The sequence below is a fragment of the Agromyces sp. Soil535 genome, assembly GCF_001428255.1.
GTDB lineage: Bacteria > Actinomycetota > Actinomycetes > Actinomycetales > Microbacteriaceae > Agromyces.
Map to the genome: position 1 here is coordinate 694,602 of NZ_LMRW01000001.1, position 15,311 is coordinate 709,912.

At 70.3% G+C, this 15,311-nt stretch carries 15 protein-coding genes and 1 pseudogene; 9 read left to right on the forward strand and 7 right to left on the reverse strand.

Features of this window, described 5'->3' with window-relative positions; all coding sequences use genetic code 11:
• The first annotated feature begins 60 nt into the window (after positions 1–60).
• Together ASG80_RS03280 and ASG80_RS03285 are read left to right on the forward strand one after the other, a co-directional pair.
• Positions 61–2,133 (forward strand): primary-amine oxidase, encoded by a 2,073-nt coding sequence (locus ASG80_RS03280; RefSeq protein ID WP_056728342.1) that lies wholly within the window; start codon positions 61–63, stop codon positions 2,131–2,133.
• Positions 2,134–2,144: 11 nt separating this feature from the next.
• Positions 2,145–2,669, forward strand: coding sequence for a hypothetical protein (locus tag ASG80_RS03285; protein ID WP_056728343.1), 525 nt, complete (start codon positions 2,145–2,147; stop codon positions 2,667–2,669).
• 27 nt (positions 2,670–2,696) lie between these two features.
• On the opposite strand, the gene ASG80_RS03290 is transcribed toward ASG80_RS03285, so the two are convergent.
• The 5 genes from ASG80_RS03290 to ASG80_RS03310 all read right to left on the reverse strand — a co-directional run bounded on the left by ASG80_RS03290 (position 2,697) and on the right by ASG80_RS03310 (position 8,247).
• Positions 2,697–4,508, reverse strand: a complete 1,812-nt coding sequence (locus tag ASG80_RS03290; RefSeq protein ID WP_056728344.1) for a phospholipase D-like domain-containing protein — start codon at positions 4,506–4,508, stop codon at positions 2,697–2,699.
• A gap of 168 nt (positions 4,509–4,676) precedes the next feature.
• Entirely contained in the window at positions 4,677–5,813 is a 1,137-nt protein-coding gene (locus ASG80_RS03295) for an FAD-dependent monooxygenase (RefSeq protein ID WP_200952475.1), read from the reverse strand.
• Positions 5,814–5,914: 101 nt separating this feature from the next.
• Complete coding sequence (locus ASG80_RS03300; protein WP_056728348.1) at positions 5,915–6,691, reverse strand: winged helix-turn-helix domain-containing protein; 777 nt, start codon at positions 6,689–6,691, stop codon at positions 5,915–5,917.
• Between the two features lie 501 nt (positions 6,692–7,192).
• Positions 7,193–7,825: a uracil phosphoribosyltransferase gene (gene upp, locus ASG80_RS03305; RefSeq protein ID WP_056728353.1), complete on the reverse strand. Its 633-nt coding sequence runs from the start codon at positions 7,823–7,825 to the stop codon at positions 7,193–7,195.
• Between the two features lie 38 nt (positions 7,826–7,863).
• Positions 7,864–8,247, reverse strand: coding sequence for a hypothetical protein (locus tag ASG80_RS03310; protein WP_056728356.1), 384 nt, complete (start codon positions 8,245–8,247; stop codon positions 7,864–7,866).
• 86 nt (positions 8,248–8,333) lie between these two features.
• On the opposite strand from ASG80_RS03310, the gene ASG80_RS03315 reads away from it, so the two are divergent.
• Positions 8,334–8,912, forward strand: a complete 579-nt coding sequence (locus ASG80_RS03315) for a TetR/AcrR family transcriptional regulator (protein ID WP_056728358.1) — start codon at positions 8,334–8,336, stop codon at positions 8,910–8,912.
• A complete protein-coding gene (tadA, locus tag ASG80_RS03320; protein ID WP_056728362.1) occupies positions 8,905–9,375 on the forward strand; it encodes a tRNA adenosine(34) deaminase TadA in 471 nt (156 codons plus the stop codon). Before ASG80_RS03315 ends, tadA begins: the two co-directional genes overlap by 8 nt.
• 50 nt (positions 9,376–9,425) lie before the next feature.
• On the opposite strand, the gene ASG80_RS03325 is transcribed toward tadA, so the two are convergent.
• Both ASG80_RS03325 and ASG80_RS03330 read right to left on the reverse strand, forming a co-directional pair.
• Positions 9,426–10,151, reverse strand: coding sequence for a gamma-glutamyl-gamma-aminobutyrate hydrolase family protein (locus ASG80_RS03325; RefSeq protein ID WP_056728363.1), 726 nt, complete (start codon positions 10,149–10,151; stop codon positions 9,426–9,428).
• On the reverse strand, positions 10,148–11,110 hold the full coding sequence (locus ASG80_RS03330; RefSeq protein WP_056728365.1) for a cation diffusion facilitator family transporter: 963 nt from the start codon (positions 11,108–11,110) through the stop codon (positions 10,148–10,150). The genes ASG80_RS03325 and ASG80_RS03330 overlap by 4 nt, the downstream gene beginning before the upstream one ends.
• A gap of 22 nt (positions 11,111–11,132) precedes the next feature.
• Here ASG80_RS03330 and proC point away from each other — a divergent pair, with 22 nt between their 5' ends.
• The 5 genes and pseudogenes from proC to ASG80_RS03355 all read left to right on the forward strand — a co-directional run.
• A complete protein-coding gene (gene proC / locus ASG80_RS03335) occupies positions 11,133–11,984 on the forward strand; it encodes a pyrroline-5-carboxylate reductase (protein ID WP_056728367.1) in 852 nt (283 codons plus the stop codon).
• A 4-nt stretch (positions 11,985–11,988) separates the two neighbouring features.
• Entirely contained in the window at positions 11,989–13,602 is a 1,614-nt protein-coding gene (locus ASG80_RS03340; protein WP_235508082.1) for a beta-N-acetylhexosaminidase, read from the forward strand.
• A 204-nt stretch (positions 13,603–13,806) separates the two neighbouring features.
• Positions 13,807–14,064 carry a hypothetical protein gene (locus ASG80_RS03345; RefSeq protein ID WP_200952476.1) on the forward strand — a complete coding sequence of 86 codons (258 nt, stop codon included), beginning with the start codon at positions 13,807–13,809 and terminating at the stop codon, positions 14,062–14,064.
• Between the two features lie 101 nt (positions 14,065–14,165).
• Complete coding sequence (locus ASG80_RS03350; RefSeq protein WP_056728534.1) at positions 14,166–15,005, forward strand: helix-turn-helix domain-containing protein; 840 nt, start codon at positions 14,166–14,168, stop codon at positions 15,003–15,005.
• Positions 15,006–15,068: 63 nt separating this feature from the next.
• Positions 15,069–15,311, forward strand: a pseudogene (locus ASG80_RS03355) (dihydrofolate reductase); the annotation flags it as partial.

Consider the following 15,311-nt stretch of genomic DNA (forward strand, 5'->3'; position numbering starts at 1 on the left):
GCCGCACCCGTCCCACCCTGCCGACGACCACTTCCGACACCTCGAACGAAGGAACCACAGATGACCATCCTCGATCCCGTCACCACGCCGGCCGACGCCGCCCCGAGCGTCGCGCACCCGCTCACGAGCCTCACGGCGGAGGAGTTCACCCGCATCCGCGACATCGCCACCGCAGCGCCCGCTTTCACCCCGACGACGCGCTTCGCCTACGTCGGCCTCGACGAACCGCACAAGCGCGAGGTGCTCGCCTGGCAAGACGGGGAGGGCCCGCTGCCCGAGCGGCGCGCGCGTGTGCTGCTTCTCGACATGGCCACCGGGCGGTCGACCGACAACCTCGTGTCGCTCACGGCGGGTGAGATCCTCTCCACCGCGGTGCTCGACGGCTCCCGCGGGCAGCTCCCGGTGCTGCTCGAGGAGTTCGAGGCGATCGGCGAGATCGTCGCCGCCGACCCGCGCTGGGTCGAGGCGCTCGCGCAGCGCGGGTGCACGCCCGAGAACGTGGTGTGCGTGCCGCTGTCGGCGGGCTACTACGGGTATCCCGAGGAGGAGGGACGCCGCATCCTGCGCGTGCTCGCCTTCCGGCAGGACCACCCCGCCGACCACCCGTGGGCGCACCCCGTGGACGGGCTCTCCGCCTACGTCGACGCGGCGAACCGCGAGGTCACCCGCATCATCGACGCGGGCGTCATGGACATCCCCGCGGAGAGCGGCAACTTCGACGACCCGGCCGTGCAGGGCGAGCCGCTCACGACCCTGAAGCCGATCGTGATCACCCAGCCCGAGGGCCCGAGCTTCACGGTCGACGGCGAGTGGGTGTCGTGGGCGAACTGGCGATTCCAGGTCGGCTTCGACACGCGCGAGGGCCTCGTGCTGCGCCAGCTCTCGTTCACGGATGCCGGCGAGGAACGCCCGATCATCTACCGCGCGTCGATCAACGAGATGCTCGTGCCCTACGGCGACCCGTCGCCCGTGCGGTTCTGGCAGAACTACTTCGACACGGGGGAGTACCTCTTCGGACGGTTCACGAACTCGCTCGCGCTGGGCTGCGACTGCGTCGGCGAGATCCGCTACTTCGACGCCGTCCTGGCCGACGAGCTCGGCAACCCGTTCACGATCGAGAACGGCATCTGCATGCACGAGGAGGACTTCGGCACCCTCTGGAAGCACTCCGACATGTTCACCGGCTCGAACGAGGTGCGCCGGTCGCGCCGCCTCGTGATCAGCTTCTTCACCACGGTCGGCAACTACGACTACGGCTTCTACTGGTACCTCTACCTCGACGGCACCATCGAGTGCGAGGCGAAGCTCACCGGCATCCTGTTCACCTCGGCCTATCCGGGTCTCGACGCCGACGGGAACGACTACCCCTACGCGAGCGAGGTCGCGCCGGGCCTCGGCGGACCGTACCACCAGCACCTCTTCAGCGCGCGCCTCGACATGATGGTCGACGGCGTGGCGAATGCGGTCGACGAGATCGACGTCGCTCGGGTGCCCATCGGCCCCGGCAACGAGCACGGCAACGCCTTCACGAAGCAGGTCACGCGCCTCGCGAGCGAGTCGGTCGCGGGCCGGGTGGCGGATGCCTCGGTCTCACGCGTGTGGTCCATCTCCAGCACCGAGAAGACGAACCGCATGGGCCGCCCGACCTCGTACGTTCTGTACCCGCAGGAGGCGCCCGTGCTGCTCGCCGCCGACGCGTCGTCGATCGCCAAGCGGGCGGAGTTCGCGACGAAGCACCTGTTCGTCACGCAGTACGACCCGGCCGAGCGCTACGCGGCGGGCGACTTCGTGCACCAGAACCCGGGCGGCGACGGCATCACCGCGTACACCGCGGGCGACCGGCCGGTCGACGGCGAGGACATCGTGGTGTGGCACACCTTCGGGCCGACGCACTTCCCGCGGCCCGAGGACTGGCCCGTGATGCCCGTGGACTACGCGAAGTTCACGCTCAAGCCGCACGGGTTCTTCGGCAAGAACCCGGCGCTCAACGTACCGGCACCGGATGCCGCGGCGCACTGCGCTCCCGGCGGGCACTCCGGTCACGACCACGCGGGCCATGCGGGTCACGACCACGCCGGGCACGCGGGTCACGAGCACGCGTCGCACGCCGGGCACGAGCACCACGGACACTAGGGGCGACACCGATGGTCGAGGTGCTCCACCTCGCCGCGGTGCTGCCCGCCACGGTCGGGCTCTGCTGCGCGGTCGGCGACCGCCCCGGCAGGGCCCGCTCGGTCGTGCCCGCCGCGGCGATGCTCGCCGCGATGCTCGCGATGGCGGTCGGCTTCACCGCGGTGCCGCCGCTCGTGTGGGCGGTGCTGCTCGTGGCGCTCGGTATCCTCGCGGCGGCAGGCCTGCGTCGTGGGTCGGATGCCGCCACGCCGGTCCACGCGCGCCGGATGCAACTGCACCGTGCACTCGGGCTCGTGCTCGGGGCCGCGCTGCTGTTGGCGGGGGGCCACTCGGTCGGCGCCCCTTCGGGGCATCCTGAGCACGGCGGAGGGGTGCTGCTCACGGCCACCCTCGCCGGCGCGGTGGGCTACCTCGCGTTCACCGCCTGGCTGGTCGCCAGGTCGCTCCGGCGGAGGGCTCCGATCGTCGGGGTCGTCGAGTCATCCGCCATGGGGCTCATGACCGCCCTGATGGCGCTCGCGCCGCTCACGGGCTGACGGCGGCGGATCGTACGGGAAGGCGGGTCAATCGACGGCCATCTTCACGAACTGTTCGACGCGCTTGGTTCGCAGAGTGCCAGGCACGTACTTCTCCAGCCACTTTTCGTCCGTCTCCAGCACAAGCGATCCGGCCGTCGTGGGGGATGCCGCGCCAGGAGCGCCTCGGCCCGTCCGGTCGACGACCGCCCGGAAGTAGTAGTGGTTGAAGAGCCGGTTGAACTCGGTGAAGTAGATGTCGGCCACGCGCCGGTCGCCGCGCACGATCACCATGTTCTCGTCGTTGTCGTTGGTCGACGCCTCACTGAAGTTCGCCGAGCCCGTGACGACGATCGGGTCGGCGCCGAGCGGATCGTGGAGCAGGAACTTGCAGTGCATGAATACGACATGCGAGTTGAGGCCGAGCTTGCGGTTGTCGGTCTCGACGACCCACCGGCCGAGCGGCGTCGAGATCTCCGATCCCGAGGCCTGGTACACGTTGTTCCGGGAGTTCAGCCGGACGAACGGTTTCGTCGACGTCGAGTTCGGGCGGTCCTCCTTCTCGAGCAGCAGGAAGCACAACGGGCCGGCGCTGGTGTTCTGCGCCAGTGCGGCCTTGAATGGCGGGGGCACGGTGAAGGCGAACGTCATGCATGCCAGCGATGACGCCGTCGCCGCAAGCTCGACGTACAGGTCGAGCGGCGCGCGCCCCTTGCGAGGGCTGAACACCGGTGTCGTTCCGGCCGGGATCGCAACGAGCGCCGGCACGGGGGTGAGCGCCGCGACGTCGTCGAAGAACTCGGCGTTGCGGGCGCGGACGGTCGCCCTGGAGTCACCGGCCCTCCCGCCCGGATCGCGTTCCAGCAGGTTCCAGTAGTCGAGGTACGACCGGGCGACGGCGCGATCGCGGATCCAGTGCCCGGCGTTCGCCTGGCCGTGCACCCCGCCATCGGTGATGTTCGTCGACCCCGTCCACACCTGTGCGGGCTGCTTGCCGGCGCCGGTCAGCAGCACCATGAACTTGTTGTGGGCGATGTCCGACCGCCTCGCCTCGCGTCGGACCAGCGCCGACTCGGGGATTCCGGCGTCCTCGATCGCGTCGAGGTTGCGAAGCCGTGGGTCGCTCGCGTGGAACACCTGCTTCGTGGTGCCGTCCGGTTGCCGCTCGTTGGAGGTGTGCTGGTTCACCTTGAGGTCGACGATGAGCTGCACGTCGACGCCCTGATCGATGGCCTTCTTCAGTTCGGCGAGCACGGGCGCGTAGGTGAACTCGTAGAAGCATCCGCGGATCGCATTGCCCGGCCGGGCCGATCGGATGAAGCGGAGCATCGCATCGTCGAGGTCCCGGCTGAGCCACGACAACGCTTCTCTCTGTCGCTGTGGGGTCGGCTGTTCGTCGGGCGGGAGATTGCCGAACCGGCGGGCGTAGGCCTGGCTGGACGCGACGCCCCGGTTGAAGAAGACGTCGTGGGTGCCGCCGTAGAGCGGCTCGGTCTCGACATCGATCTCGACCACCGGCCGGGAGCGATCGAGGTTCCTCGGAGTGCCCGCGAGCGGATGGAACCGATAGGTGTACGGCTGCCCCGGATTGGCGGTGAAGTCGTCCCAGACGAGGCTCTGGATCGGATGTTCGAACGTCGACACGATCGTCGACGCATCCGGCATCGCATCGGGGCTCGGGAACACCTTGAATCCGCGCATGAAATAGCGCTCGTCTGCGACGGGATCGATCCGCTCCACGGCGAAGCCGAGCAGTCCGACCCTCGCAGCGTCGTTCGCGTCGATGCCGAACGAGACCGTGTTCGTGCCTGTGACCGCGAAGACTCGGATGCCGCCGGCAGCCGGAGACTTGAATCGCATCTGACGCACCCCCTCGGGGGATCGTCGTCCCGCACGCCACGAATCCGCACACGTGCGGCCCCCCGCTTTGGAGGGTACTCCCGGCGTGGTCCCAGCGTCGATCCTGATCCGTGCGCTCGATGGCAGAGTCGCGCCGCCGCGCTCGCGCGGCGGCGTCATCCTCAGCGGTCAGGCCGGCGCACTCCCGCCCGGCCGGCTGAACACGGCTCCGACGCGGATCAGCAGGTTGCGCGCTGCGATGCCGCCGGCGGTCGCGGGGACGATGAAACGCGATGCCACCCCGAATCCGCGCACGTTGGGCGCGACGACGCGCCGATGGCGTCGCTCGTACCGCGCGAAGGCCGCAGCCCAGTCGCCGGTTCCACGCGCCGCGGCGAGCTCCTGTGCGAGGGTGGCGGCGCCGACGATCGCGGAGCTCGAGCCGTCGCCGAACAGCGAGAGGCTCGACGCGGCGTCGCCGACGAGGCCGATGCGACCGGTCGACCACGTCGGCATCCGTACCTGGCTCACAGCGTCGAAGTAGGTGTCGTCGCTCTCGGCGTACCGCTCGAGGAGTTCGTGCGAGCGCCAGCCGGCCCCGTCGTACCGGGCGCGCAGGAGGGCGAGCTGCGCGTCCCGGTCACGGTGGTGCACCCTCTCGGTGCTGCGGAAGATGAATCCGGCCATCGGATGCCCCGTGGCGGGATGCACCGTTGTCGATCTGCCGGGCTCGTTGTAGAGCAGGACCCGAGTCGGATCCGCGGGCGCCTCGTCGGTCCGCATCCCCGCCAGGTACATGCCGAGGAACCGGACGTAGTCCCCCTCGGGACCGAATGCGAGCCGCCGCACCCCCGAGTGGAGCCCGTCGGCGCCGACGACGAGGTCGAAGCGGCGGGGAGTCGCATGGGCGAACTCGACGTCGACGCCGTGGCCGCCGTCCACCACCGCCGTGAGTTCGTCGGAATGGAGCAGCTCGCAGTCGCCGGCACCCGCGCCCGCGAGGATCGCGGCGAGATCGGCGCGCGGGAGTTCGATGTGGCGCGGGTCTCGTGCGGCGTTGATCCGCATGCGCGCGACGGGATCGCCGCCGGTATCGACGATCGTCAACTCCCGGGCGTCGGTCGCCGCCGACCGAAGGCGGTCGATGACGCCGAGCGACTCGGCGACCGCATACGCACGACCGTGCACGTCGACCGGGCTGCCGCTCGAGCGTTCGCCCGCGGCCCGTTCGACGACGGTGACGTCGAAACCGGCACTCGACGCCAGCACGGCCAGCGCAGAGCCCGCGATGCCGCCGCCTGAGATGAGCATCGAGACTCTCTGCACGAGTGCAGGATAGTCGGCGCCGTCGTCAAAGCACCGCGATGGGGCTCATGACCGCGCTGATGGCCCTCGCACCGCTCGCGGGATGCCCCGCCGTCGCGCGATCAGTAGAGGTCGGGCGACGGCGTCGAGGCCTGGCGGATCGAGACGTCGGCGTGCCGGTCGAACCGGTAGCCAACGCCGCGAACGGTGCGCACGATGTCCTGGTAGTGGGCGAGCTTCGAGCGCAGGCGCCGCACGTGCACGTCGATCGTGCGCTCGCTCGGGGCCTCGTCGTCGGCGTCCCACAGGTTGTCGATGAGCTCGTGGCGGTCGATCGTGCGGCCCTCGCGGAGCACGAGGAACTGCAGCAGCTCGAACTCCTTGTAGGTGAGGCCGGCGGCCTCGCCGTCGAGGAGCACGCGCTTGCGCGAGATGTCGATGATCACGCCGTTGGGGTGGCGGTCGGCGTCGTCACGGATACCCTGGCCCTCGCGCTGCTTGGCGAGCGCGGCCGGGTCCTGCAGGGCGAGGCGCACCACGTCGACGTCGCGACCGCCGGCGCCCTCGGGTGCCAGCGCCACGGCGGCGTAGGTCTCGGCGGACGGGGCGACCTCCGCGGTCAGCGCGCGGAGCGCCTCGACGATGCGGTGCAGCGTCGTGCCGTCGGCCGCGGCCTTCGTCTCGTCGATGCCGACGTAGAGCACGAAGCCGCGCGCCTCGGTGCCCTCGGGCACGGCGCGAACGCGGGGAGCGCCCTGGCGGGCGGCGGGGGCGGCCTGCGTGGCCGGAGCGGCGGACGTCTCGGCCGGCCGTGGCGCGATCGAGACGGGGCGGGCCGGCACGTCGGGCAGCGACGGGGCGGTGCGGACGGCGGCGGTGCGGACGGGAGCGAGAGACATGACGGGAATCCTTGTGTGAGGAAGGTGCGGCGACGGACCCCTGCGAGGTGGCGGGGTCGATGCGAAAGGCCGTTCGGCCGGGCGAACCCACGAGCGGGTTCAGTGGAGTCGGAGCCGATCGGGATGCGGATCGGCTGCGGGACTCGGCGGTCGGGTCGCGGTCAGCGGCACATTCGACAACACATGGGCGCACGCGCCGGCATCATCATGCCGGTCGTCCTGAGAGCCTCGGGGGCGATCAGGGTGCGTGCGGTGTCAGTCATGGGGGAGAGTCAAACCGATACCCGAGCGTGTGTCAATTCATGACGACCGGATGACGCGGTGTGACGGCGCAGACGGTGCGCGCCGCGCCGCGGCATCCGGGAGGATCGGGTGGTCGGATGTCGCCATCGCAAGAATCTGCGAAAGAAGGCCGCTCAGAAAAATCTTCCGCAGTCGGTCTCCACGTCGGCGCGGCACCCACCGAAGATCCTTCGGCGAGCGTCGAGTCGTCCGTGGAGTCTAGACGGTTCCGTACAGGCGGTCGCCCGCGTCGCCGAGGCCGGGCACGATGTAGCCGCGCTCGTTCAGCCGCTCGTCGACGGCGCCGAGCACGACCGTGACCTCACGGCCGTGCAGGGCCTCCTCGACGGCCTTGAGGCCCTCGGGCGCGGCGAGGATGCAGATCGCCGTGACATCCGTCGCCCCACGCGCGAGCAGGAACTCGATCGCCGCGGTGAGCGAGCCGCCCGTCGCGAGCATGGGGTCGAGCACGAAGCACTGGCGATCGCTGAGGTCCTCGGGCAGGCGCTCTGCGTAGGTCGTCGGCTCGAGCGTCTCCTCGTTGCGGGCCATGCCGAGGAAGCCGACTTCCGCGCTCGGCAGCAGCTTCACCATGCCGTCGAGCATGCCGAGACCCGCCCGCAGGATGGGCACGATCAGCGGCTTCGGGTCGGCGATGCGAACGCCCGTCGTGGGCGCCACCGGCGTGACGATGTCGACCGGCTCGACCCGCACCCCTCGCGTGCCCTCGTAGGCGAGGAGGGTCATGATCTCCTCGACGAGCGCGCGGAAGATCGGGGAGGGCGTGTTCACGTCGCGGAGTACCGTCAGCTTGTGGGTGATGAGCGGGTGGTCGGCAACGTGGACTCGCATGGATCAGAGTCTAGGGCGTGGCCCCCCGCGGGCCGGGGTCATCGCCAGACCACGGCCACGACCACGTTCGCGACCGCGGCGATGCCGGCCGCCCAGAGCAGGGGCCGCAGCGCGGCATCCGATGCACCGCGGCGACGCAGGCGCCGGCCGCGCACGATCCCTGCGATGCCGAGCCCGAGCACCGCAAGGGTGATGGTGAGCTTGGTGATGGCCTTCCCGGTGTCGATGTCGTTGCCGCCGAGCTCGTTGACCGCGATGAGCGCGATGCCCGTAACCAGCTGCACGATCGAGCCGACGAGCACGGGTGAGAAGTCGAAACCGCTTCGCCGGGGCATCTGGAGGATCCAGGCGCCGATGATCGCGGCGAGCCCGACGAAGTGGGTGATGAGCAGGACGAGACGAACGATCTCGAGGGGTTCCACGGATGCCTCCGGTACTGGTCGAGGGGGTGAGTAAGTGTTTACTCACCCGATGGTACGATACCGGCAGTCCGGTGTACAGGAGGCCCATGTCGACGCGCGATCGCATCCTCGACGCCGCGGCCGAGGTCATGACCGAGCGCGGTATCGCCGCGACCACCACGCGCGCGATCGCACGGGCCGCCGGCTGCTCCGAGGCGCTCCTCTACAAGTACTTCGCCGACAAGCAGGGCATCTTCCTCGCCGTGCTCGCCGAGCGCATGCCGTCGATCGGGAACCCCGACGGCGCCGCGGCCCCCACGCTGCGGGCCGCCGTCGTCACCCTCCTCGAGCGCATGACGGCGTTCTTCATCACCTCGTTCCCGATGGCGGTGTCGATCTTCGGGAGCCCCGAGCTGCTCGCCGACCACCGCACGTCGGTGCGCGAGAAGGGATACGGACCCGAGGGCGCCATCCGGCTGGTGGCGGCGCAGCTGGCCCGCGAACAGGCGAACGGACGCATCGCCGCCGAGGCGGACGTCGAGGCGGCGGCCGCGGTGCTCGTCGGCTTCGCGTTCCACCAGGCGTTCCTCACCGTGTTTGACGGCGGCGACGCAGTTCCCGCGGGTTCGGCCGAGCGCGGTGCCGCCACGGTGCTGCCGTACCTGGAGGGCGCCGCGCATGCGTGACCCCGAACAGCACCGCACGTGGATGCACCTCGCGCTCGCCGAGGCCGAGCAGGCGCCCGCGACGCGCGACGTGCCAGTCGGGGCGGTCGTCGTGAACGGCGACGGCGTCGTGATCGCCTCACGCCGGAACGAGCGGGAGCTCACCGGCGACCCGACCGCGCACGCGGAAGTGCTCGCCCTGCGCGACGCCGCGGCGGCGACGGGCGACTGGCGTCTCACCGACTGCACGCTGGTGGTGACGCTCGAGCCGTGCGTGATGTGCGCGGGCGCGATCGTGAGCGCGCGGGTGGGCACGCTCGTGTTCGGCGCCTGGGACGAGAAGGCCGGTGCGGCGGGGTCCATCTACGACGTCGTGCGCGACCGACGGCTCAACCACCGCGTCGAGGTGTTCCCGGGTGTCGAGGCCGAGGCATCCGCTCGCCTGCTGCTCGAGTTCTTCGAGGATCCCCTCAGGCGTCCGTGACCGCCGGGTGCAGCTGCACTCCGCGGGTGACCTCGCGGAGCGCGCCGACGCTACGCGACAGACGTGCGGCGGCGGGCGTCGAGCCCCTCGAGGTACTCGCCCAGCAGGGCCGCGGATGCCGCCTGCGCGTGCGGCCCGTACGATGCGCGCTCCTCGCGCAGCTGCTCGCGGCTGAGGCCGTACTCGGGCAGCTCGTCGCCCCACGCAGCCAGCCAGTCCTCGTGGATCTCGTCGGTGATCTCGGGGTGGAACTGCACGGCGAGCAGCCAGTCGCCCCTCGCAAACGCCTGGTTCTCGTACTGTCCTGATGTTGCGAGCCGCTCGACGCCCTCGGGCAGGTCGAACGTGTCGCCGTGCCATTGCACGGCGGGCACGCCCGCGAAGTGCCGTACGGGCGACTCCGAGCCAGCCTCGGTCGGCTCGACCGTGAGCCAGCCGACCTCCTTGCGCGGGCCCTTGCGCACGTCGGCGCCGAGCGTCTTCGCGAGCAGCTGGGCGCCGAGGCACACGCCGAAGATCGGCGCCTCGGCGTCGATGCGTGCGCGCAGCAGCTCGATCTCGTCGCCGAGGTACGGGTAGCGGGCTGTCTCGTACGCCGCCTCGTCGCCGCCGAGCACGACCACGAGGTCGGGCGCGAGCGCGTCGAGCGCCGAGACATCCGCGTGCGGTGCGTCGACCGTCACGATGTCGTAGCCGTGGGCCTCGAGGGTCGGCCCGAGGTTGCCGAGCCCGATCGCGGAGTCGTGCCGGAGGACGAGGGCGGTACGCCCCGTCACTCGAGCCCCTTGATCACGATGGTGTCGGTGGGCGGCGCGGGTTCGTTCGGGTCGACGTAGACGTCGGGCTCGATGTAGATCACTCGAGCGACGGGGACCGTGTGACGGATGCGCTGCTCGATGACGTTCGTCGCGGTCGCGACCTCGAGCAGCCGTTCGTCCGCATGGAAGCCGACCTTCGCGGCGACGAGCAGCTCGTCGGGGCCGAGGTAGAGGGTCTTCATGTGGATGATGCGCTGGACCTCGGGGCCGGCGAGGATCGCCTTCTCGATCTTGGCGTGGTCGGCATCGGTCGCCCCCTCGCCCACGAGGAGGCTCTTCGTCTCGATGCCGAGCACGATCGCCACAATGATGAGCAGCGTGCCGATGAGCAGAGTACCGATTGCGTCGAACAGGCTGTTGCCGGTGATCACGGTCAGGCCGACGCCGAACAACGCGAACACGAGGCCGATGAGGGCCGCGAGGTCTTCGAGGAGCACGACGGGCAGCTCGGGCGCCTTGGCATGACGCACGAACTGCACCCAGCTCTGGCGCCCGCGGGTGTGGTTCGACTCCTTCACCGCGGTACGCAGGGAGAACGACTCGAGCACGATGGCGATGACGAGCACGAGGAGTGGCACCCACGCCATCGTGAGTTCGTGCGGGTTGTTGAGCTTCTCGATCCCCTCGTAGATCGAGAAGACGCCGCCGACCGAGAACAGGATGATCGAGACGACGAAGGCGTATACGTACCGCTCGCGGCCGTAGCCGAACGGATGCTCCTTGTCGGCCTCCTTCCTCGCCTGGCGTCCGCCGAAGATGAGCAGCAACTGGTTGCCGGAGTCCGCGAGCGAGTGCACGCCCTCCGCGAGCATCGAAGACGACCCGGAGATTGCCCACGCGATGAACTTCGTGATCGCGATGCCCAGGTTGGCCAGTAGTGCGGCGATGATGGCCCTGGTTCCGCCGGATGCGCTCATACGCCAATCCTAGGATGGTCGCATGAGTGCCGATGCGCCCGTGAGGCTGCCCGCGATCGCCTTCCTCGGAGCCGGATCGATGGCCCGCGCCATCATCGCCGGGCTCCTCCAGCCGGGCGTCGAGATCGACGGCGGCATCCGCACCACGAACCGGACCGCGGCGAAGGCGGCCGAGCTCGCCGGGCTCGAAGGGGTCTCCGCGTACGCGACCGAGACGGATGCCGCGGCGAACCTCGCGGCCGTCGCCGGGGCGAAGCTCGTGGTCGTCGCCGTGAAGCCGGCGATGGTGCCGGAGCTCCTGCGGGAGATCGCCGGCGACCTCGAACCGGGCACGGTCGTGGTGTCGGTCGCGGCCGGAGTCACGGTCGCTACGTTCGAGTCGCTGCTGCCCGAGTCGGTCGCCGTGATCCGGTCGATGCCGAACACGCCCGCCGTCGTCGGCCGCGCGGTCACGGGCATCGCCGCGGGCACCCGGTCGAGCGACGACGACCTCGCACTCGCCGTGGCGCTCTTCGAGACCGTGGGCGACGTGATCGTCGTGCCCGAGGAGCAGATCGACGCGCTCTCGACCATCTCGGGCTCCGGTCCGGCGTACGTCTTCTACCTCATCGAGCAGCTGACGGCGACGGCGATCGACAAGGGCTTCACGCCCGAGCAGGCCGCGCTGATGGTGCAGGGCACGTTCCGGGGCGCCAGTGAGCTGCTCTCGGCATCCGACGACGACCCGGCCGAGCTGCGCCGACGCGTGACGAGCCCCAAGGGCACCACCGAGCGCGCGATCGCCGTGTTCGAGGAGGCCCACCTGAAGGAGCTCTTCGACCGGGCCACGGATGCCGCGCTCGCCCGCGCCCGTGAGATGGCGGCCGGGGCGTGACCGAGTGATCCCGAAGCCGCACGCGTTCGCGTCCGGCGAGGGCGTATTCGCGCTCGACGGGGGCACCACGATGACGGCGACGGATGCCGCGGCGCACGCCGCCCGGCGGCTGCAGTCCGACCTCCGCGCGGCGACGGGGTTCACGCTTCCCACTGTGCGCCCACCTCAACCCGCAGGCATCGCGCTCGGCATCGACGAGCGGATGCCGCGCGAGGGCTTCCGTCTCGAGGTGGCCCCGGGCGGCGTGCGGATCACCGGCGGGGGCGACGCCGGCCTGTTCTACGGCGGACAGGCGTTCCGGCAGCTGCTCGGGCCGGGCGCGTTCCGCCGGGCGCCGCTGCCCCGCCGCGAGTGGGCAGCCGCGGCATCCGTCATCGAGGACGAACCACGTTTCGGCTGGCGGGGGTTCATGCTCGACGTGGCCCGCAGCTTCCGCCCGAAGCATGAGGTGCTGCGCCTCATCGACCTGCTCGCACTGCACCGCCTGAACGTGCTGCACCTCCATCTCACGGACGACCAGGGTTGGCGTATGGAGATCAGCCGCTCCCCACGGCTCACGGAGGTCGGCGCGTGGCGGCCCGAGTCCCAGCTCGGGCACGGCCCGCAGTCGACGGTCGACGGACGCCCGCACGGCGGCTTCTACACGCAGGACGACCTGCGCGAGATCGTCGCGTATGCCGCCGAGCGCATGATCACGGTCGTGCCCGAGATCGAGACGCCGGGACATGTGCGCGCCGCGCTCGCCGCGTACCCCGAGCTCGGGGTGACCGGCGGCCCGTACGAGGTGTGGACGCGATACGGCATCACCGACGACGTGCTGAACGCTGAGGCATCCACGATCGCGTTCTTCCGCCACGTCTTCGACGAGGTCATGGAGGTCTTCCCCTCGACGTACATCGGTGTCGGCGGCGACGAGGCGCGGAAGACGCAGTGGGCCGCGGACGCCCGCACCCAGGAGCTCATGCGGGAGCGCGGCATCGAGACGCCGAACGAGCTCCAGGCCTGGTTCATCCGTCAGCTCGACGACCACCTCACCGCCGCCGGCCGCCGCCTCTACGGGTGGGACGAGGTGCTCGAGGGCCCGCTCGCGCCGGGCGCGACGATCGCTTCGTGGCGGGGACTGCGCGGCGCGCGGGTGGCGGTCGCGCGAGGCCACGACGTGGTGCTCTGCCCCGACGACTTCGCCTACCTCGACTACCGGCAGTCGGATGCCGCGGAGGAGCCGATCCCGGTGGGCACGGTGCTCTCCCTCCGCGACGTCTACGACTTCGAGCCCCTTCCCGGCGACGCCGACGAGGCGCCGCGACGGCACGTGCTCGGAGTGCAGGCGAACGCGTGGACCGAGCACCTCGACACGGCCGCCCGCCTCGACTACGCCGTGTTCCCCCGGCTCGCGGCGTTCGCCGAGGTCGCGTGGAGCGTGCCGGGCAAGGAGTGGGATGACTTCGCCGCGAGGCTGCCCGCGCAACTGGCGATCTACGACGCGATCGGCGTCGCGTACCGCCCACTCACCGGCCCGCACCCGTGGCAGCAGCGCCCGGGCGTGCCCGGCGCTCCGCGCGAGAAGGCCGACCGGCAGGCCGAGCTCGCCGCCCTGACGGCCGACCTGCTCGAGTAGCGCGCTCCTCAACCCGCGGGGCGTCCGGTGTAGGTTCCGCGTCGATTTGGCTTCTGTGGCCACGAATCCACGGTAAATGGGCTCTTCACAAAGTGGGGTGTAGTTCGGGCCCGAAATGCGCCGGGGCGCCCGTCAGGGATCGGCGCCGGCTCGATGCTTGCGGCGGCGCGTGATGCCAGATGGGCCGTCGGCGATGATGTCAGCGTGGAGTACGTGTCCAGGGCGCCCGGTCCGCCGCTCGACGGGCTGATCGACGACCTCTACTACTTGGAGGGCGCCCCGCCGTACTCCCGGTTGATGCTGCCGGCGGCGCCCGCGCCGTTGCTCATCGTCAACCTYGGGGCGCCGTTTCTCATCCGCGCAGGCACCGACGTAGAAGCCGTSGAATACACCGACGGCTGCGCGGTCACCACGCCCACCCGTGCGTGGGAGTTCGGCTACCCAACCCAAAGTGGGGTGTAGTTCGGGCCCGAAATGCGCCGGGGCGCCCGTCAGGGATCGGCGCCGGCTCGATGCTTGCGGCGGCGCGTGATGCCAGATGGGCCGTCGGCGATGATGTCAGCGTGGAGTACGTGTCCAGGGCGCCCGGTCCGCCGCTCGACGGGCTGATCGACGACCTCTACTACTTGGAGGGCGCCCCGCCGTACTCCCGGTTGATGCTGCCGGCGGCGCCCGCGCCGTTGCTCATCGTCAACCTYGGGGCGCCGTTTCTCATCCGCGCAGGCACCGACGTAGAAGCCGTSGAATACACCGACGGCTGCGCGGTCACCACGCCCACCCGTGCGTGGGAGTTCGGCTACCCAACCCCGACCCGGTCCGTGGGCGTCCACTTCAGGCCGTGGGGGCTGGCACCGTTCCTTCCGATGCCCGCRGCGGAGTTGTGCGACCGACCGGCGACGGTGGAGCAGATCTGGGGCCAGCCCGCTATCGCTGAGTTGCGACACCGACTGACGTTGGCGGACGCACCGCAGGAAATGCTGATGTTGCTCGAGGAGGAACTGGTGCGACGGCTGCGCGCGATCGACGGCCTGGACATCGTCCGCCACMTGAGCAGCGCCATCGCGGAGACCGGCGGAGCGGTGCCGATCAGCGACCTCGGCGTGGCAGCCCGCGCCAGCAGCACGTACYTGGCGAAGCGGTTCAAGGAGGTCATCGGSGTCACGCCGAAGCGGCTGGCGCGCAGCTACCGATTCACCGCCACCGTGTTGGCGMTCAACGTGGCCGCACCWATCGACTGGGGCGAYGTTGCCGCTGGCGCAGGCTACTTCGACCAGGCCCACTTCGTCCACGAGTTCCGGGAGTTCACCGGGCTCACGCCGACCCGGTATGTCGAAGTCCGGCAACGCTTCCTACGCGAACATCCCGGCCACGCGCTGGAKGGCTGGCCGCTGCCAGCCGATTGATTTCTTACAAGAGCGACCACTCACGACACAYAAGACTTGGGACTCYAAACAGAGGAGGAASCCATGGGGAAAGTGGTCATGAATGCGTCGGTGTCGGTGGATGGCTTCATTGCGGCTGAGAACGACGATCCCGGTCCACTGTTCGAATGGTTGGTCAGCGGTGACGTGCCGTTGGACGACAGCGGCGTACTGAACGTGTCGCAAGCGTCCTACGACCACATCCGGCCGTACTGGGACCAGATCGGGGTGACCATCGCCGGCCGCCACGTCTTCGACATCACGGACGGCTGGGACGGGAMGCCTCGG

Bases quoted from the DNA above. Each gene is read 5' to 3' on its own strand.
- ASG80_RS03290 (WP_056728344.1), bottom strand. From the start codon at position 4,508: ATGCGATTCAAGTCTCCGGCTGCCGGCGGCATCCGAGTCTTCGCGGTC.
- upp (WP_056728353.1), bottom strand. From the start codon at position 7,825: ATGCGAGTCCACGTTGCCGACCACCCGCTCATCACCCACAAGCTGACG.
- tadA (WP_056728362.1), top strand. From the start codon at position 8,905: ATGCGTGACCCCGAACAGCACCGCACGTGGATGCACCTCGCGCTCGCC.
- proC (WP_056728367.1), top strand. From the start codon at position 11,133: ATGAGTGCCGATGCGCCCGTGAGGCTGCCCGCGATCGCCTTCCTCGGA.
- ASG80_RS03315 (WP_056728358.1), top strand. From the start codon at position 8,334: ATGTCGACGCGCGATCGCATCCTCGACGCCGCGGCCGAGGTCATGACC.
- ASG80_RS03285 (WP_056728343.1), top strand. From the start codon at position 2,145: ATGGTCGAGGTGCTCCACCTCGCCGCGGTGCTGCCCGCCACGGTCGGG.
- ASG80_RS03300 (WP_056728348.1), bottom strand. From the start codon at position 6,691: ATGTCTCTCGCTCCCGTCCGCACCGCCGCCGTCCGCACCGCCCCGTCG.
- ASG80_RS03330 (WP_056728365.1), bottom strand. From the start codon at position 11,110: ATGAGCGCATCCGGCGGAACCAGGGCCATCATCGCCGCACTACTGGCC.
- ASG80_RS03280 (WP_056728342.1), top strand. From the start codon at position 61: ATGACCATCCTCGATCCCGTCACCACGCCGGCCGACGCCGCCCCGAGC.